The organism is Ruegeria sp. YTSC325, from assembly GCF_059609525.1.
Genome location: NZ_JBXWLY010000010.1, coordinates 49,941 through 67,323, shown reverse-complemented (window position 1 = coordinate 67,323; position 17,383 = coordinate 49,941). Strand labels below are relative to the sequence as shown.

At 59.3% G+C, this 17,383-nt stretch carries 15 protein-coding genes; 4 read left to right on the top strand and 11 right to left on the bottom strand.

Annotated features, from left to right (window positions below; translation table 11 throughout):
* Positions 1-37 precede the first annotated feature (37 nt).
* Entirely contained in the window at positions 38-703 is a 666-nt protein-coding gene (locus AC2FF7_RS15035; protein ID WP_170752980.1) for an SOS response-associated peptidase, read from the top strand.
* 44 nt (positions 704-747) lie between these two features.
* The gene (gene mnmH / locus AC2FF7_RS15030; protein WP_496848834.1) at positions 748-1,800 is read left to right on the top strand and encodes a tRNA 2-selenouridine(34) synthase MnmH; all 1,053 of its coding nucleotides are present in this window, start codon (positions 748-750) and stop codon (positions 1,798-1,800) included.
* Here the strand turns inward: mnmH and selD are convergent.
* The 7 genes from selD to AC2FF7_RS14995 are packed head-to-tail and all read right to left on the bottom strand — an operon-like array spanning position 1,795 to position 9,875.
* On the bottom strand, positions 1,795-3,951 hold the full coding sequence (gene selD, locus AC2FF7_RS15025; RefSeq protein ID WP_496905875.1) for a selenide, water dikinase SelD: 2,157 nt from the start codon (positions 3,949-3,951) through the stop codon (positions 1,795-1,797). The genes mnmH and selD overlap by 6 nt on opposite strands.
* 5 nt (positions 3,952-3,956) lie before the next feature.
* Positions 3,957-4,343: a Na+/H+ antiporter subunit G gene (locus AC2FF7_RS15020; protein WP_170354691.1), complete on the bottom strand. Its 387-nt coding sequence runs from the start codon at positions 4,341-4,343 to the stop codon at positions 3,957-3,959.
* Positions 4,344-4,350: 7 nt separating this feature from the next.
* On the bottom strand, positions 4,351-4,620 hold the full coding sequence (locus tag AC2FF7_RS15015) for a K+/H+ antiporter subunit F (protein WP_480866001.1): 270 nt from the start codon (positions 4,618-4,620) through the stop codon (positions 4,351-4,353).
* Positions 4,617-5,117 carry a Na+/H+ antiporter subunit E gene (locus tag AC2FF7_RS15010; RefSeq protein ID WP_496905874.1) on the bottom strand — a complete coding sequence of 167 codons (501 nt, stop codon included), beginning with the start codon at positions 5,115-5,117 and terminating at the stop codon, positions 4,617-4,619. The genes AC2FF7_RS15015 and AC2FF7_RS15010 overlap by 4 nt, the downstream gene beginning before the upstream one ends.
* Positions 5,114-6,649 (bottom strand): monovalent cation/H+ antiporter subunit D, encoded by a 1,536-nt coding sequence (locus AC2FF7_RS15005; protein WP_496905873.1) that lies wholly within the window; start codon positions 6,647-6,649, stop codon positions 5,114-5,116. Before AC2FF7_RS15005 ends, AC2FF7_RS15010 begins: the two co-directional genes overlap by 4 nt.
* Positions 6,646-7,005 carry a Na+/H+ antiporter subunit C gene (locus tag AC2FF7_RS15000; protein WP_480865995.1) on the bottom strand — a complete coding sequence of 120 codons (360 nt, stop codon included), beginning with the start codon at positions 7,003-7,005 and terminating at the stop codon, positions 6,646-6,648. The genes AC2FF7_RS15005 and AC2FF7_RS15000 overlap by 4 nt, the downstream gene beginning before the upstream one ends.
* The gene (locus AC2FF7_RS14995; RefSeq protein ID WP_480865993.1) at positions 7,005-9,875 is read right to left on the bottom strand and encodes a monovalent cation/H+ antiporter subunit A; all 2,871 of its coding nucleotides are present in this window, start codon (positions 9,873-9,875) and stop codon (positions 7,005-7,007) included. The genes AC2FF7_RS15000 and AC2FF7_RS14995 overlap by 1 nt, the downstream gene beginning before the upstream one ends.
* 221 nt (positions 9,876-10,096) lie before the next feature.
* On the opposite strand from AC2FF7_RS14995, the gene AC2FF7_RS14990 reads away from it, so the two are divergent.
* Complete coding sequence (locus tag AC2FF7_RS14990; protein ID WP_496905872.1) at positions 10,097-10,570, top strand: rhodanese-like domain-containing protein; 474 nt, start codon at positions 10,097-10,099, stop codon at positions 10,568-10,570.
* Positions 10,567-11,391: a CE1 family esterase gene (locus tag AC2FF7_RS14985; RefSeq protein WP_480865989.1), complete on the top strand. Its 825-nt coding sequence runs from the start codon at positions 10,567-10,569 to the stop codon at positions 11,389-11,391. The genes AC2FF7_RS14990 and AC2FF7_RS14985 overlap by 4 nt, the downstream gene beginning before the upstream one ends.
* Here the strand turns inward: AC2FF7_RS14985 and mdoH are convergent, their stop codons facing one another.
* From mdoH to AC2FF7_RS14965, 4 genes are read right to left on the bottom strand one after another with little or no spacing between them, the layout of a single operon-like run.
* Positions 11,392-13,260: a glucans biosynthesis glucosyltransferase MdoH gene (gene mdoH, locus AC2FF7_RS14980; RefSeq protein ID WP_496905871.1), complete on the bottom strand. Its 1,869-nt coding sequence runs from the start codon at positions 13,258-13,260 to the stop codon at positions 11,392-11,394.
* Positions 13,257-14,756: an OpgD/OpgG family glucan biosynthesis protein gene (locus AC2FF7_RS14975; RefSeq protein ID WP_496905870.1), complete on the bottom strand. Its 1,500-nt coding sequence runs from the start codon at positions 14,754-14,756 to the stop codon at positions 13,257-13,259. The genes mdoH and AC2FF7_RS14975 overlap by 4 nt, the downstream gene beginning before the upstream one ends.
* Positions 14,753-15,970, bottom strand: a complete 1,218-nt coding sequence (locus tag AC2FF7_RS14970) for an OpgC family protein (protein ID WP_496905869.1) — start codon at positions 15,968-15,970, stop codon at positions 14,753-14,755. Before AC2FF7_RS14970 ends, AC2FF7_RS14975 begins: the two co-directional genes overlap by 4 nt.
* A 35-nt stretch (positions 15,971-16,005) precedes the next feature.
* Positions 16,006-17,376 (bottom strand): tetratricopeptide repeat protein, encoded by a 1,371-nt coding sequence (locus AC2FF7_RS14965; RefSeq protein ID WP_496905868.1) that lies wholly within the window; start codon positions 17,374-17,376, stop codon positions 16,006-16,008.
* Between the last annotated feature and the right edge of the window lie 7 nt (positions 17,377-17,383).

The window sequence follows — 17,383 nt, the reverse complement described above, 5'->3', positions numbered from 1 at the left end:
TTGCCCGAACGAAACGAATATTGATGGTTCATCTCCTATGTGCGGACGGTTTGCAATAACTCTTCCAAACGACGCTATGGCGCAGCTGTTTTCAGCGCGGCCCGCGAATACGTTGCCCGCAGTGCCCAACTTTAACGTTTGCCCGACAAATCAAGTGCATGTGGTCCGCTCGGATCAGGACGGGCGCACCCTTGATCCCTTGCGCTGGGGTTTTATCCCGCACTGGTACAAAACTGAAACGGCCGGGCCGTTGCTAATCAATGCCCGGTCAGAAACCCTGGCTGAAAAACCTGCCTATCGCGCAGCCTGCCGTGAGAGGCGGTGTCTGATTGTAGCGACAGGGTTTTACGAATGGACGAAAACTCCAAACGGTGACCGCCTGCCATGGTATATCCATCGTCAGGATCAAGCGCCGATTGCTTTTGCGGGGGTCTGGCAGAATTGGGGCTCTGACGAGAACCGACAAGGGACATGCGCCATCGTGACCACGCCCGCCAACACGCGTCTTGGGGCCATTCATCACCGTATGCCATTGATCCTTGAACAACAGGACTGGCCAATGTGGCTGGGTGAGACCGGGAAAGGGGCCGCGCGACTTATGACGCCGGGTGCCGAAGATGTCCTGACATACCACCGCGTTGACCCGGTCGTGAATTCGAACCGGGCCAGCGGGTCGTCACTGATCGAGCCTCTGGTCGAATGACGGCCGTCCTTTTCAAGCCCGCTTGCGCAAGATAGATCGTTGGCATGGCTTTGACATTTAACAGTTTGCCCGATCTCTACGCGCACGAATTCGACACTGTGATCGACGTGCGCAGCCCCGCTGAATTCGCCGAGGATCACCTGCCGGGCGCCATCAGCCTTCCCGTTCTGGACAATGATGAGCGCGCGCGGGTCGGTACAATTTACGTTCAGCAAAGCCCATTTCTGGCGCGTAAGCTGGGGGCGGCCCTGGTCTTCCGAAATGCCGCAAATCATATCGAAAACAGCCTGTCGCATCACGAAGGCGGTTGGAAGCCGCTGGTCTATTGCTGGCGCGGCGGTCAACGATCCGGGTCGTTTACTTGGATGTTGCAACAGATCGGTTGGCGGGCTGAGGTGGTTGAGGGCGGCTATCGGACATATCGCAGGCTGGTGAAGCGGTACCTCTATGATGATCCGTTGCCCCACTGCCTATATGCGCTGGATGGCTATACCGGAACTGCCAAGACAGAGCTACTTACGCTTCTCAAGGCCCAGGGCGTTCAAGTGCTGGACCTTGAAGGCTTGGCCAATCATCGAGGATCTTTGCTGGGCGAGATGCCCGGAGGACAACCCAGTCAAAAGGCCTTCGAATCCGCGCTGGCCTGTGCTCTGTGCAATCTGGATCCAAGCCGCCCGGTCGTTGTTGAGGCGGAATCGTCTAAAATCGGAACTCTGATCCTGCCGCCCTCGGTCTGGTCTGCTTTGCGCAATGCATCGCGCATACTTGTGCGGGCATCGATCGCGGCCCGGTCGGATTATCTTGTGTCCGCCTATGAGGATGTCCTAGCAGATACCGAACGGCTCAAAGATCGCCTGTCGCCATTGCGGTTCCACCGGGGCCATGACGTGGTCGATGGTTGGATCAAACTGATCGAGGCCGGAGATAAGCGTGCTTTGACCAGCGCTTTGATGCAGCAGCACTATGACCCGGCCTATACCAAGTCCAGCCGTACTCGGGTGTCGAACGTGATCGCAAGTATCGATGCTGCGTCATTGGACGCTGTTGGTCTGAGCAATGCCGCGGATCAGATCAAAGCGGTTTTGGACCAGCTATGAAAGCCGCACGCCGGCCGTTTCCGTAATCTGTCCGATCACCACAGCTGGATACCCTGCCGCGCGCAGGCGCTCGCAAATTCCATGGGCGTGCTCGGCGCGGACGGCGGCCAATAAGCCTCCGGCGGTTTGCGGATCAAAAAGCAGGTCGGCCTTGCCGCCTTCGGGCAAATCCGGAGCCGCGACTCGGTTATCTGCAAACAGGGTCGAGCGCACGCCGGTCCGGGTCAGTTCCAGCGCGCCTTTCATCAAGGGAATTGCGTCCAAATCCAGTGTCGCGCCACACCCCGAGGCCTCGCACATGCCCAGCAGATGCCCGGCCAGCCCAAACCCCGTCACATCGGTCATTGCATGGGCGTCGGCCAGAAGCCGGGCGGCCTCACCCTGCGGATGAACCATTTGGTCAAAGGCTTGCGCCACCCATTCACCTTTGGCCACCCCCGCCATTTCCGCGGCCATGATGACACCACTGCCCAGTGGCTTGGTCAGGATCAAGGCGTCTTGCGCGCGGGCGCCGGACAGAGTGATCGGATCGCGCTCGCACAGCCCTGTCAACGTGAAGCCGATGGTCATTTCATCCCCCATCGAGCTGTGCCCGCCAACGATCTCGGCGCCGGCCTGTCGCATCACTTTATGGGCGGTCGTCATGATCTCGGCCATCGTGCGGTGCTGCAGGTCAGCAGACATACGAGGCAGAATAAGCGTTGCCGTCGCGGCCTGCGGCGCGGCCCCCATCGCCCAGATATCCCCCAACGCGTGAACTGCGGCGATAAGGGTCATCATTACCGGATCATCGGTCACAGCCCGCAGATGATCCGAGGTCATCACCTGGCGCGTGCCACCGGTTGTCAGAATTGCGGCGTCGTCGCCGGGCAGCGATAAGACGTCTGGCCTTTCCGATCGGGGCAGCGCCGACAGGGCAGACCGCAATGCGCCACGACCAACCTTGGCTCCACAACCACCGCACATGGGTTTGTCACCAGCGGCTTCGGCAAGTCCAGCCGCGTGCTGTGCCGGTAGAGCAGTCTGTGTCATTTCAGGCAGGTTGCGGAATTTGTTCATAAAAGACTGGTCGATGTGGTTTTTCCAACGCCACATCAACGGGCCGCTGAACGATGTTCCCAACCTCTCCCCCAGTGCGGATTTTCCGCCCAACGAGATTAGTTTCAAATAGTCTTTTTGGGGTGCATAGCGGCGCATTTTTCCGGCCCCAAGCGCGGCTCGGAGGTTGTTGAACAGGATTGGCGCCTCGCGGACTGCATAAACACCTGCCTTGGGGCGGGGGTTTTCGGACAGATGGGCGCAATCCCCGGCCGCAAAAATAGCCGGATCGCTGGATTGCAACTGGCCGTTTACGGAAATGAACCCGTCTTGCAGATCAAGCTCTGTGTCGGCGATCCAGCTGTAAGGGCGTGCGCCTGCAGCGCCGGTCACGAAACCTGCGGGAACAGTGCGCCCGTCTTTCAGTGCGACATGATCGTTTGCGATCCTGTCGATTTCGGCGTCTTCGATCACGTCGACGCCAAGCTCAGCCATGGTATGGCGGATAGTGGCGGCTGCCTTTTCCCCAGTCGCGGTCAGAGCTTTCGCATTGTCGATCAGGGTGACCTGCGCCGTTCGACCTTTGGCCTTTAGGGCGTGGGCCATTGCCATGATCAGTTCGACCCCTGCGACGCCGCCTCCGATCACGGTAACAGCGGCAGGGCCGGTGCCGTCCAGATAGGCCGCCCATTGTGCAGCAAAGGGGCCAAGCGGTTTCGCGGGGATGGCGTGTTCGGCAAAACCGGGCAGTGTCGGCATGTCAGAGGTGATCCCTACATTCACCGACGCCACATCGAACGCGACCGGAGGACGTCCGGGGACATGGACGGTACGGTTTTTGCTGTCGATGCCCTGAACGGCCCCCAATATAACTCGCGCGCCTGCGAAACGGGCCAGTTTAACAAGATCGATATCCAGTTCCCAACGCTCATAGTGACCGGCGACAAACCCCGGCAGCATGCCGGAATATGGCGCAGTCGGGCCGGGGTTGATCACGGTGACGCGCGCGCCGGGCAGGGGGTTCATCCCCCACATGCGCAGTAGCAGCGCATGCGTGTGGCCTCCGCCAATGAGAACCAGATCACGGGTCAGGGGCAGCGGAGGCATGTGCATGGTTATCAGGTCTTGCTGTGGTCCGGGACGTCTTCGACCTGTTCGACCGCGTGGGTGGCCCAAAGCTCATCCTCGCCAGCATCCGGCAGATCGTCAGGCTTTTCATGGCGGTGAATATGCCATTTGGCAATGAACAGGGCCGTGATCGGGGCAGTCAGGAACAAAAACAGAGTGATCAGCAGTTCATGAAGGGACAGCTTGCCTTCCAGAAGTACCGAGTGGCAGATTGAGGCCAGCAAAACGCCGCCCACCCCTAAAGTGGTCGCCTTGGTCGGTGCATGCAGGCGCGACATCGGGTCTTTTAACTTGATCATCCCAAACGAGCCGACAAATCCAAAGATGCCCGAGATAACCAGAAAGAAGGCGATCAACAGTTCGAAAATGAATGTCATTCCGCCCTCATTCAATAATGTTGCCGCGCAGCATAAAGCGTGCGTAGGCCACGGTTGAGACAAAGCCGAGCATGGCGATGATCATGGCGGCTTCGAAAAAGATCTCGGTGCCGAGATACAGGCCGTAAAGCACAATCAAAGCGATCGTATTGATCACCATCGTATCCAAGGCCAGAACCCGGGTACCCACGCCATCAGCAGTGATGATCCGCCAAAGACACATCATGATGGCGGCACCGAAACAGACAAAGGCAAATTGTATCGCCACGTCGATCATTCGAAAATCTCCTTCAGCCGCCGCTCGTAACGTTGTTTGATCTGGTTGCGAACCGCATCGGGGTCCGGCGTATCCAGGCAGTGAACCAGAAGACAGTGACCCTGAGCGGACAGGTCGCTGCTGACGGTTCCGGGCGTCATCGTGATGGTGCCGGCCAGCACTGTGATCGCTTCGGGTGTGCGCAACTCCAGCGGGACACTGATCCAGCACGGTTTCCGGTCCGCGTCACGTTTAAACAGGATGATCATGGCCACTGTGACGTTGGCAACAACGATATCCCACAGCACAATCAGCATATATTCTGCGATCATTAGCCAGTTGCGCAGTTTCGGGCGGTCGGGCCAATAAGGTTGCGTGATGAAGGGGATAATAATTCCCAACAGCAGGCCAAACACGACCGAGTTCAACGAGCCCGTGTTGGCAAGTAACACCCAGACGACCGTAAGCAGAAACGTCAGGTGCGGGTGGGGGAAAATCCGGCGCAGAAGTCTGATCATTCTTCTCCTCCCAATACGGCTGAGATGTAGGCGTCAGGCGTGTAAAGCTGCTCGGCCGTTTTCGTAGCATAGGTCAGGGCAGGGCCGGCAAAAAGAGTAAGCAGAACCAAACCCAAAACCAGCCCGAAAACCGAGGTCAGAGCAAGAGCAGGATTGGGTTCGGGGGCTGGCTGCTCGGCCACGTCACCCTGGCTGCCATCGCCGATATGCTGCGCGTCGTGGCTTTTCCAGAAGATCAGCGTCCCGGCACGGGCCAGTCCGACAATCGTCACGAAGGACCCGATCAGCACGACGGCCCAGATGGCGTTTGCGTCCGGTGCGTCCCGTGCTGCGTCCAGTACCAGCAGCTTGCCGATAAACCCGGACAAGGGCGGCATGCCAGCCAACGCAATCGCACCGACGAAGTACAGGGCCGAGACCAGCCCGCTTTGCGGCATTGGGGCGGTCGGGGCGATCGCCCCGCCGCGACGTTCGACGACCAGATCGGCCACCAGGAACATTAGGGCGGTCGCCAGTGTCGAGTGATAGACGTAGTAGAGAGCCGCGCCAGTTGCCGCTTCGGTGAACAACGAGATAGCGACCAGCAGCGTCCCCATCGAGGCGATGGCGCAGAAGGCCACCATCCGGGCGATGTGCTGCGCGCCAAGGATACCAATCGCTCCGACGGCCAGCGTCACCAGTGCGGCGGGTTGCAACCAAGTCCCGACCAGGCCCTGCGTGGCTTCGACCTCGGGGCCAAAGCCAAGCGTATACATCCGCAGGATCGAATAGGCCCCGACTTTGGTCATGATCGCAAACAAGGCCGCGACCGGCAGTGGCGCGTTGGCATAGCTGGCGGGCAGCCAGAAGTGCAGAGGCAGAACAGCGGCTTTGATACAGAAGACCAGCAACAGCAGCACCGCGCCCACACGCAACAGAGCAGTATCCTCGGCAGGCAATTCCGCAACGCGCACCGCCATATCCGCCATGTTCAGCGTGCCTGTCACCGCATAAAGCGTGCCCAGCGCGAACAGGAACAGGGTCGAGCCCAGCAGGTTATAGGCGACGTATTGCACCCCCGCCTTAAGGCGAACCGCGCCGCCTCCATGGGTCATCAGGCCATAGGACGCGATCAGAAGGACCTCGAAGAACACGAAAAGGTTGAAAGCATCACCCGTCAGGAAAGCGCCACACACACCCATGAGCTGAAAGTGAAACAACGCGTGAAAATGCTTGCCCCTGTCGTCCCAACCTGAGGCGATGGCATATAGCACGATAGGCAAGGCCAGCAGCGCGGTCAGCAGGACCATCATGGCTGACAGCCTATCCAGCACAAGAACGATACCGAAGGGTGCAGGCCAATTGCCCAGTTCATAAACCTGGATATCACCGCCTGCAGCTTGCGCCGTGATGGTCAGAGCGATCCCCAGCAGGCCCACCACACCAGCGACCGAGAAGATGCGCTGCAGGTCAAGGTGGTAGCGCAGGACCATGATAATGAATGGGGCCAGGATCGCGGGCAGGACGATCGGCGCTACGATCCAGTGGTTCATGCGTCATCTCCTGCCGGGTCGGTATTGTCTTGCGCGTTCATGTCGATGTGGTCATTACGCGCCGACAGATAGGCGGATAACGAGATCATCACGATCACCGCTGTCATGCCAAAAGAAATGACGATTGCCGTCAACACCAGCGCTTGCGGCAGCGGATCGGTGTAAGGGACATCTTCGTATTTGTTCAGCACCGCAGGCGCGTTCAGCGCCAACCGACCAGTGGCAAACAGAAACACGTTCACTGCATAGGTGATCAGCGACAGGCCCAGAATAACCGGGAATGTACGACGGCGCAGGATCAGGAAAATCCCGGCAGTGGTCATGACGCCTACGGCAGAGGCAACCAGCGCTTCCATCAGACCTGCTCCTTCTCTTGTTCTTCTTCTGGCGGATCGTCACGCAGCGGGTTGATATCCATCGGGAATTCCTGCGCCATACCCGGCTGCCACGCAAAACGAGACAGGCTGTCCAGTGCCAGCATGACCGCACCCAAAACCGCCAGGAAAACGCCCGTATCGAACAGGATTGCTGTTGCCCATTCGAACTCTTCGAGCGGGGGCCAGTGAATATAGCCGAAGTCGCTGGTCAGGAACGGCCGTTCATTGAACCAGGCGCCGATGCCTGTTGCCGCAGCGATCAGAACACCCCAACCGATTGTGCCGTGGTAGTAGAACCGCTGACGCTCGATCGCCCAAGTATAGCCGCTGGCCATGTACTGCATCAGGAAGGCGATTGCCACGATCAGGCCGGCGATGAACCCTCCACCAGGCTGGTTGTGACCGCGGAAAAAGATGTAGGCACCCACCATCAGGGCAATGGGCATCATCATACGCGTCACCACCACCATCATCAAAGGATGCGAATCCCCGGATTGAGGCCAGTGCGGCTTGCGGTTCAGCAGATAGGCCCGAACGTTGGTCGCTAGAACGGATTCCGTCAGCGCAAAGATGATCAAAGCGGCAATGCCCAGCACGATGATCTCTCCGAACGTATCAAACCCTCGGAAGTCCACGAGGATCACGTTGACCACATTGGTTCCCCCGCCACCTTTGTAGGAATTGGCCAGATGGAACTCTGAGATTGTGGGAAAGGCAAAGTCTCGCAACATCAGTGCATAGACCAGAGCGCCTGTACCGATCCCGGCCCCGACCGAGATTGCTGCATCGCGCCACCGCCGCGCCGCGCTGCTATCCCATGGTGTGTCCGTGGGCAGGAAGTTCAGGGACAACAAAAGCAGGATCATTGTCACCACTTCGACCGAGATCTGAGTCAGCGCAAGGTCAGGTGCCGACAGATAGTTGAACGCCATCGAAACAATCAGACCAACGACGCCGATCAGAACCAGCGAAAGCAGGCGGTTGCGGTGGAACCACATGATAGCCAGTGTCGCGGTGACCAGACAGATCCAGCCGACGACCGGAATGATCTCAAGCTTAAGCGGTTCGCGGGTGACCGGACCGATCGTGCCTGTGGCATAGGCATAGTATCCCAAACCCACGGTGAACACGATCAGGATCATGGCATAGCGGCTGATCACGCCATTATGCAGTGAGTCCGTGATCCGGCGGCTAAGCGCAGTCAACGCTGCGATCACAGCTTCAAAGATCACCTTGGCCTCGGGGCGGGGCAGGGCGTTCCAAAGGCTTTCCGCCCGGCGATGCTGCGACAGCAGGAACAAGCCGCCCAAGGTTGCGACGACTGACATGTAAAGCGCAGGCGTGAATCCGTGCCACAGTTTCAGCGAATAGTAGGGAAGTTTTTCACCGCCAATCACCGCGCTGGAAACCACGGCGACCAGTGGGCCAACAATCGCTGCAGAATACAGGCCGATCAGAACGACCAAAACAATCAAAAACGCAGGGGCCAGCCAAAGACCTACAGGTGGATCATGCGGATGCGCAGGATAGTCGTCGCGTTTTGGACCCAGGAACACATGGCTGACAAAGCGGAAGGAGTAGGCTGCCGAAAACAGAGCCGCCAGAAGGGCCAGCCCAGGCACCAGGTAGTGCGAATGCAGCCAGGTGGTGTGGACGGTTTCCTCCAGCATCATTTCTTTCGACAGGAAACCGTTCAACGGTGGCAGACCGGCCATAGACAGGGCCGCTATGGTGCCAATCGTGAAGGTGATTGGCATCAGGTGACGCAAACCGCCCAGCCGCTTTACGTCGCGTGTGCCAGTTTCATGATCGACGATCCCTGCGGTCATGAACAGCGCCGCTTTGAACGTGGCGTGGTTGATGATGTGGAATACGGCAGCCACGGCAGCAAATTTGGTACCAAAGCCCAGTAGCATGGTGATCAGACCCAGATGCGACACGGTCGAAAAGGCCAGCAACGCCTTTAGGTCATCCTTGAACAGCGCAATCACCGCGCCCATCAGCATCGTCACCAGCCCGGTGGTGGCCACGATATAGAACCACGCATCGGTCCCGGCCAGAACCGGCCACATCCGCGCCATCAGGAACAGCCCCGCCTTAACCATCGTGGCCGAGTGCAGATAGGCCGAAACAGGCGTCGGGGCGGCCATCGCGTGGGGCAGCCAGAAATGGAACGGGAACTGCGCCGATTTGGTGAAACACCCCAGAAGGATCAGGATCAACGCCGGCAGGTAATAGGGTGAGGCTTGGACCAGCTCTTTGTTCTGAAGGATCACGCTCAGGTCATACGACCCGACGATATTGCCCAAAATCAGCATCCCGGCGATCATCGCCAGACCGCCCGAACCGGTGACAGCCAATGCCATTCGTGCGCCCTGACGGCCTTCGGGCAGATGTTTCCAATAACCGATCAAAAGGAATGAGCTTAAAGATGTAAGCTCCCAGAAGATAAGCAAAAGAAGAATGTTGTCGGAGAGGACGATTCCGACCATCGCGCCCTGAAACAGCAGCAGATAGGTGTAGAACTGACCCATTGGGTCCTCACGCGAGAGATAGAACCGCGCATAGAGAATGATCAGCAGACCAATGCCAAGAATCAGCAGAGCAAACAGGAAACCAAGCCCATCCAGCATGAAATTCGCGTTCAGGCCCAGAAGGGGTATCCAGTCGAACCGAGCGGTTACGACATCCCCGCGCATAACAGACGGAATGTGGATCAGCAGACCAGCAAGGGCCAGAAACGTGGTCAAACCCGCGGCCGCGGCTGCTGCATTTCGTCCTGCCCTGATCAGCAGGGCTGGAAACACAGCGCCGAGAAAGGGAAGGGCCGCGATGAGGAATAGGGACAAGTGCGATACTCCGGTCTTGGCGGTCAATGTACTACTGTTTTTGTAAGGGAAATTTTTCGACTGTCCAGCTATTGCAAGTTTTTCACTTCGTTCTAGGGGTGCAATCAAATGCATATTTTGAAAAAATCTCTGACAAGAACTTGATCCCTACTCGCAAATTCTGCGCGGAATTGACTGTCTCTGTGTGATAGAACGTCGAAGACCGTTCAGGAGGGTCGGACGTGACATACAAAACAGTCAAAAACCGCAGGTGGGTATTGGTTGGCGGTGGTGCGCTTGTCGCCACCGGTTTCGCAATCCGGGAATACCGGTTGATCCCGCCCAGCTATGCTGGCGGACATCTCAGTGTCGAAGCCGCGCACCAGCAAGCCCTGTCTGGCGACATTTTACTGCTGGATATCCGAACGCCTCGGGAATGGCAGGCGACGGGCGTGGGCGAAGGGGCCTATCCGCTGGACATGCGTCGCGACGATTTCGTTGTAGCGCTGGATCAATTGACCGACGGGAACAAGAACGCGCCGGTTGCGCTGATTTGCGCGCGCGGAGTGCGGTCTGCGCGGCTCAGCAACAGGCTCAGCGAGGCGGGGTTCACCAATATTATCGACGTGCCGGAAGGTATGTTGGGCTCCGCAGCCGGGCCGGGTTGGGTGCGTGCCGGGCTGCCCGTCGGCGCATATGACGAGGCAGGCCAATGATCCGCGCTGTCGCGATGGCGGTGGCCGCTGTATTTGCGGGGCAGGCCAGTTATGCCGCTTGCGCGGATCAGGATGGGGCGTGTCAGACCGACTCGGGTGCGTATCACATCGAACTGCCCAAAGCAGACAACCCACCTCTGGTCGTGTTTCTGCACGGGTACGGGGGCAGCGGTACTGGCACCATGAAGAACCGCAGCATGGTCAAGCCCCTGCTTGCACGGGGATATGCCGTGATGGCGCCCGAAGGGTTGGAACGACCAAGCCGCCCCGGAATCAAAAGCTGGAATTTCTATCCCGGTTTCGGTGACCGGGACGAGACCGCCTTTCTGACCGAAGTGGTAGATGACGCTGCCGAACGGTTTGGTATCGACAGGGACCGTGTGATTTTGGGCGGATTCTCGGCTGGCGGGTTCATGGTCAATTATCTGGCTTGCGATGCACCCGAGACGTTTTCGGCCTATGTGCCCGTGTCAGGCGGGTTCTGGCGGCCGCATCCCGAAACCTGCGAAGGTCCGGTGCGCCTGTTCCATACTCATGGCTGGATTGACAATGTGGTGCCGCTGGAAGGGCGGCTGTTGGGTGGGGGCCGGTTCCATCAGGGCGATATCTTTGCCGGGCTGGAAATCTGGCGCTTGGCCAATGGCTGCGTTGATACCAAACCCAGCGGTTTTTCGACCACGGGTCCCTTTATGCGCCGCTATTGGAGCGGTTGCGCAGATGGCAGCGCGCTGGAATTTGCGTTGTTCCCAGGCGGACATACCGTACCTAAAGGCTGGTCCGATATGATGGTGGATTGGTACGAGGGCTTGCCCGGCGGGTGATCATTCTGCCGGGGTCATCACGCCTTTGCCCTCGATCACGCGCTTCAACTCGTCTCTGTGACGGCGGGCAGACCGGGTGATCCCGGGTTCATTGACGTCCTCTCTCATCCCGACCATGCGGCGCGCAGAAGCCGAAGATACCCCGCTGAGCGCAGACAGCGGGATCGCAAAGGCCAGGCTGATCGCTATCGGGGCCAGCCAGATGGACACCAGGCCCGACAGAATGCCCACACTCAACGCAATGCCACTTACCGTTTCCAGTGCGTGACACAGGACCAATGTGCGCAAGCCATAGCTGCCGCCATCGCGCGTCTGCGGAGACCACCCCTTTTGAACACCGAAGGCGGTGCGGAAGACGGCAATCATCTGTTGTACCATCAGGATGGGCGCATAGAGGATTGACAGCACCACTTCGGCAAGAAACGAGGTGACGAATTTCAAGCCACCGCCGAACTCGGCATAGCGCACACCGCTCAGCGGCAGGGCCAGAACGCCCAGCACCTTGGGCGCCAGCAGCATGGCGTACATGACTAGGATTATCAGCACATGGCGGGTTTCCGACATCTCGGGCCATTGCGGGAACAGAGGGTTGTCGGGGCTAAAGTAATACAGGACCGACGCGTCCTCACCCTGACCGATCAGCGCCCACATCACCAGCAGGGCAAACCACAGCGGCGACATCAGATAACCGACTGCGCCGTGGAACATGTGGAAGCGGGACACCGCGCGGAACCCGGTCGAGCCCAGCAATTTCAGGTGTTGCAGGTTGCCCTGACACCAGCGCCGGTCCCGCAGCGCGTGGTCGATCAGTGTCGGAGGCGTCTCTTCATAGGATCCGCGAATGCGCGGCAGGAAGCGCACGGCCCACCCGGCGCGGCGCAGCAGTCCGGCTTCAACAAAATCGTGGCTCATGATCAGCTTTTCCTGACCATTTAAAGCGCGCAGCTTGGGAAGACCCGCGCTGGAAGCAAAGGCGCGCGTGCGGATGATGGCGTTGTGGCCCCAATAATTGCCTTCTTGCCCGCACCAACAAGCCAGACCTTCGGCAAAGGCGATGCCGTAGACACCGTTGGCAAATTGCTGCATCCGGGCAAAGACCGATTGCGCGCCGATCAGCTGCGGATAGCTCTGGATCAGACCGGCTCCGGGGTCGCGTGCCAAAGCGTCGGTCAGGCGGGTGATGGCACGACCGGTCATCAGACTGTCAGCATCCAGCACCAGCATGGCGTCCCAATCAGCCCCCCAGCGGCTGACCCAATCGGCGATATTGCCCACCTTGCGGTCAGTGTTTTCAGGGCGACGGCGGTAATACAGCTCAAGGCCGGGGGCGAGCGTGGTGCGCAGCGCCTCGACACTGGCCTGCTCCTGCGCGGCGATCTCGGGGTCGCGCGTGTCGGACAGGATGAACATGGCATAGTGATCCTGACCACCGCGCTTACTCAGATCCTCCAGCATGGTGCGGGCATTGCCCAGCACGTTCCACGGCACCTCGTTGTAGACCGGGGTTAACAGGGCGACGCGCAAAGGTTGCGGACGGCCTTCGCGTTTGGGCTGTTCCTGCCGCGATAGGGACACCATGCCCAGCAGCACGGTGCAGACCGTGAAAGAAATCCAGAAGAAGTTAAACGAGATCAACGTCAGCAGGATGCCTTCGATCAGGTTGATCCCTTCGGCCCCGAACCAGTCGGACATCACCCAAAGCAGCCCCAGAGTGGCCGCCATCGCAGGCGAAAAGGCCAGCGCACGCCAGAACCCGGCCGAGGCGCGCTTGCCATTCGGCACCTGCGCATCCCGAAACCCGGCGCTGAAATCCTGCGCGGGCATCGCCAGAGGGGCCTCGGGCGGCATGATATGCAGATCGCGGCTCATGTGGTCCAACGGTAGAGCCAAACCTCAGAGGCGGGCTGTTTGTCCTTCAGAAGCTGCGCGCGCAGCTCTACGTGGTTCCGCTCGCCCGGCTGGAACGAGAAGGCCAGCCGCAAGCCGCTGGTATCGGGGTTGCGTTGCAGCACGCCTTCCGAGGTCTCGGCATGGGGCGAGTCAACAAAGATGGTCATCGCATCGGGGTCATCGAACAGCTCGCTGTCCTCAAAGTCGATCACTGCCAGGCGTCCTTCGCCGAAGGTATTGTCGCCCATCGCGGTGTTGATCACGCGTGGCATGGGCGTGCGCTGGGGTTCTTCACCCCAGATCAGACGATAGGACATGTCGATCTGGCTGCCGGCGGCATAGGGCTCGGCCGGGCGCCAATAGGCGACGATGTTGTCATAGATCTCCTGATCCGCCGGAATCTCGACCAGCGTCACAGTGCCTTTGCCCCAATCGCCCTTGGGTTCGACCCACAGGCCGGGGCGCTTGTGATAGTTCGCTTCAAGATCCGCATAGTCCGAGAACTTGCGTTTCCGCTGCATCAGGCCAAAGCCGCGTGGGTTCGTATCCACGAACGACGAAATCTGCAGGCGGGTGGGATTGGCCAAAGGCCGCCACAGCACCTCACCCGCGCCATTGCGAACCATCAAGCCATCGCTGTCATGAACGGCGGGGCGGAAGTCGTCAAACCGGCTGTGGTTGGTCTGGTCGAACAGGAACATCGAGGTGCCGGGCGCGATGCCCACATGGGGCAGCTCTTCGCGGGGGAAGAGCGTTGCTTCGACATCCATGATGCAGTCGGCCCCGGCGGTGACGTTGAACCGATAGGCCCCGGTCACGCTGGGGCTGTCCATCAGCGCATGCACGACCATGTTTCGCTGGCCGGGTTTGGGGCGTTCCAGCCAGAAGCGGATAAACTCCGGGAACTCCTCCCCATCCGGATCGCCGGTTTTCAGGGCCAGACCACGCGCGGACAGCCCGTAAACCTCGTGCAGACCAATGGCGCGGAAATAGCTGGCGCCTTGCCAGACGCAGAACTCATCGGTCTTACCGGGGCGGTGCATTTCGGTGCGCAGGCGCAGGCCCGAGAACCCCAGCGTGTCGTCGATGGGCAGGGTCGGCACATCTTCGGATTTGTCGAACATCGACAGATCGAACGTCACCGGGGTGGTCATACCGTCCTCGACCGTTGAAACCTTAACAGTGCGCGGGAAATACAGGCCTGGCGTAAAGAAATCTACGTTGAACGGCGTCTGGGTTTCATACCACAGCGCACGGTCCAGCCGGAACCGGATCGAGCGATACTGTTGATACGTCAAGTCCTGCCATTCCTGCGGAACCATTTCACGCTCGGCATAGGGTTGGCTGGCCAGTTCACGGGCCAGTGCGATCACGTCATTGCGGTCAAAGGGGACCTCGCCACCGGCAGCAAAGGTGGCCGGAGCGAAAGCAAGCGCCGAAGTTGAGGCCAAAAATGCGCGACGTGTGAAATTCATTTTTTAGACTTCCAGGGGTGTGACTTAAACCAACCGGCCAGATAGGCCACGCCGATGATCATGGCAAAGCCAATCATGTTGGCGATGAAGACGCTGGCAACATCCCGCCCACTCAGGTCCAGCCCAACGCCGATCAGGCGCGCTGCTGCCATGGAAAAGACGAAAACTGCCAAGGATTGCTGCCCGACCTTGGTGATGACGGCCAGCAGGAACTCCCAAACTTTCGCGGCTGCACCCTGACCGGTTGCGATCAGGCGATGGCCATGCTCACCCGCGACGACCCAGCCCAGATAGGCCAGTGAGAGGAAGTGAACATAGCGCAGCAGGCCAAACTCGGTCTTGCCCCGCAGTTCCGAGGTCAGGGGCCAGCCCTTGCGCAGCACGGCACCCAGTTCAGGCGCGGCATTGTTGATCCAAGTGAAGACCTTCCACGATCCAAACGGGGCCGACAGGATCAGGAACAGTACGGCAGCCCAGATCAGGGTTTTCGATACAGGGGGGGCAGGGATCCACCCGCGCATGAAGGCAAAGCCGGTAAAGAACAGCAACTGCCAGCCGAAGGGGTTGAAGAACCACTGGCGGTCCGACCAAGGCTCGGCCGGCAGGGCCAGCGCACCGGTTTGTGCGACTAGCCAGATCGCAATCGACGTGGCTGCCACGGCCCAGAACCCGATGCGATACAGGCCCATGTAAACAGGCATCAGCGCCAGAACCACCAGATACATCGGTAGGATGTCAAAGTAGTTCGGAACATAGGTCAACGTGAACAGACCGACCATCTGTGGCGCTGGATCGTTGAAGAAATGCTGGAGGTTCAGCGAGGAAATATATGTTTTCTCGAAGAAACCCGACTGGTCCAGCGCCGCCATCGACATGGCCACAAAGAAGAACAGGCAGATATGCGCCCAGTAGACCTGCCAGATGCGGAACGCCACGCGAGCCGTTCCCATCCACCAACCCTTGCGGGCAAAAGCCCCGCCGAACGCAATGGCCGAGGCCATGCCCGAGCAGAACACGAAAATCTCGGTTGCATCTGAATAACCGAACCGCGCCGGAATCCATCTGGCCCAAGGGTCGTTCGGGATGTGTGCGATCAGGATGATGAACATCGCGATGCCGCGATAGAAATCCAGCCGCGGGTCGCGCACGCGGGCAGGGGCGGCTGCTTGGGCCGCCACAGGCGCAAAATCAGAAGCGGGCGATGCTGTCGCCATACGTGTTCTGTCCTTCTTTGGTCTTTTTATTTTTGTTATTCAGCCGGAACGCTTTGTGCATCCCGGTCATCGCGTGCCGCGTCGATCAATGCGCGGCGCGCAAGGGCGTAATTGTCCTCGCCACCGGCCCGTTTTGCGCGGCGATCATCTAGGATGCGCTCGACCGCATCCAGACGCCCGGCGCGCAGGCCGGAATCAATTGTGATGCGCTCGAATACATCACGTTGCGCGTGACTGCCACCTGCCATCTGCATTCCGTCACGTGCCGTCGAAAGGAAATCAAAGGCTTGGCCGTATAGGCCGTCGCCAAAGGCTTCCAACCCTTTAGCTGCCGCGATGCCCGGATCGGACATTCGGATCGGGGTGTCGCCCTGATTGCGTTGGGCGTCTTTCTGGATGCGTTTCAGCATCTTTCCGGTTGCTTCGTCCCGGTTATCGCCAGTCAGAGCCAGCAAATAGTGCAGGTCGGCAAAGATCAGGCAGCCGTCTTCGGTGCGATTGGCGCTCAGGTCAGCCAGTTCTTCCCAGCGATTGCCGACGTTTACGCCCTCAAGTTCCAGACGGGACAACAACGAGGTCGCGTTCGAGATATCGCGGTAATCGTCGGTTTTGTCCTGACGGATGTAGTTGTCATACAACTCCATCACCTGATCGACCTGGCCCAGATCCAGGTGCATCAGCGCCTTGTGCCACCAGACGTGATAGCGGAAGTTGTTACAATGCGCCCAAGCGTCCTCGCGCCCGGCCAGCCAATCCAGACCCAGCTGTGCGTTGCCGGTCATTTCATGCACGTGGGCCACCGCGTGCAGGCCCCATGCGTCATCTGACACCATCCACAGCGCCTGACGGCCTGCAATCTCGGCTTTTTCATAGGCACCGGTTTCTTCCAGCGCGAAAGAATGGCAGCCCAACAGATATCCACGGCCCGCATGATCGGGCTCATAAGCCGGCATCACACGTTCGATCGAGCGACGCATGCCTTCGGCGTCGCCCAGAACAAAGCGGGTGGCATGGCTAAGCTTCATCGCCAGCGAGTCTTGCGGATGGGCGCACAGGATTTCCTCGAACTTCTGAACGGCTTGCGAGGGCAGATCGGACAGATACAGCTCCAGCGCTTGTACATAAAGGCGTTCGCGTGCGGTTACCGGTTGACGCTCCATCGCGGCATTGGCGGCGGCCAGAGCATCGACGGCGACTGGCATCATCTCGCGGCGGCCCAGCAGAACCATGAACAGACCTTTGATCGCATGGCCCAGGGCAAAATCCGGCTCAAGCTCCAAGACTTTTCCCAGATGCTGAGGCGTCACCGCCGCATGCGCCATGAACCCGAGCAGCACGCCATCCCATGCCTCGGCGCTTGCCGAATGGCTCAGGGTGTTCATCTGTCCGAAAACGTCTTGTTTCATGCTCGTG

Bases quoted from the DNA above. Each gene is read 5' to 3' on its own strand.
- AC2FF7_RS14970 (WP_496905869.1), bottom strand. From the start codon at position 15,970: ATGGCGACAGCATCGCCCGCTTCTGATTTTGCGCCTGTGGCGGCCCAA.
- AC2FF7_RS14975 (WP_496905870.1), bottom strand. From the start codon at position 14,756: ATGAATTTCACACGTCGCGCATTTTTGGCCTCAACTTCGGCGCTTGCT.
- AC2FF7_RS14985 (WP_480865989.1), top strand. From the start codon at position 10,567: ATGATCCGCGCTGTCGCGATGGCGGTGGCCGCTGTATTTGCGGGGCAG.
- AC2FF7_RS15010 (WP_496905874.1), bottom strand. From the start codon at position 5,117: ATGATCAGACTTCTGCGCCGGATTTTCCCCCACCCGCACCTGACGTTT.
- AC2FF7_RS15000 (WP_480865995.1), bottom strand. From the start codon at position 7,005: ATGGAAGCGCTGGTTGCCTCTGCCGTAGGCGTCATGACCACTGCCGGG.
- AC2FF7_RS15020 (WP_170354691.1), bottom strand. From the start codon at position 4,343: ATGACATTCATTTTCGAACTGTTGATCGCCTTCTTTCTGGTTATCTCG.
- AC2FF7_RS15015 (WP_480866001.1), bottom strand. From the start codon at position 4,620: ATGATCGACGTGGCGATACAATTTGCCTTTGTCTGTTTCGGTGCCGCC.
- selD (WP_496905875.1), bottom strand. From the start codon at position 3,951: ATGCACATGCCTCCGCTGCCCCTGACCCGTGATCTGGTTCTCATTGGC.
- mnmH (WP_496848834.1), top strand. From the start codon at position 748: ATGGCTTTGACATTTAACAGTTTGCCCGATCTCTACGCGCACGAATTC.
- AC2FF7_RS14965 (WP_496905868.1), bottom strand. From the start codon at position 17,376: ATGAAACAAGACGTTTTCGGACAGATGAACACCCTGAGCCATTCGGCA.
- AC2FF7_RS15005 (WP_496905873.1), bottom strand. From the start codon at position 6,649: ATGAACCACTGGATCGTAGCGCCGATCGTCCTGCCCGCGATCCTGGCC.
- AC2FF7_RS15035 (WP_170752980.1), top strand. From the start codon at position 38: ATGTGCGGACGGTTTGCAATAACTCTTCCAAACGACGCTATGGCGCAG.
- mdoH (WP_496905871.1), bottom strand. From the start codon at position 13,260: ATGAGCCGCGATCTGCATATCATGCCGCCCGAGGCCCCTCTGGCGATG.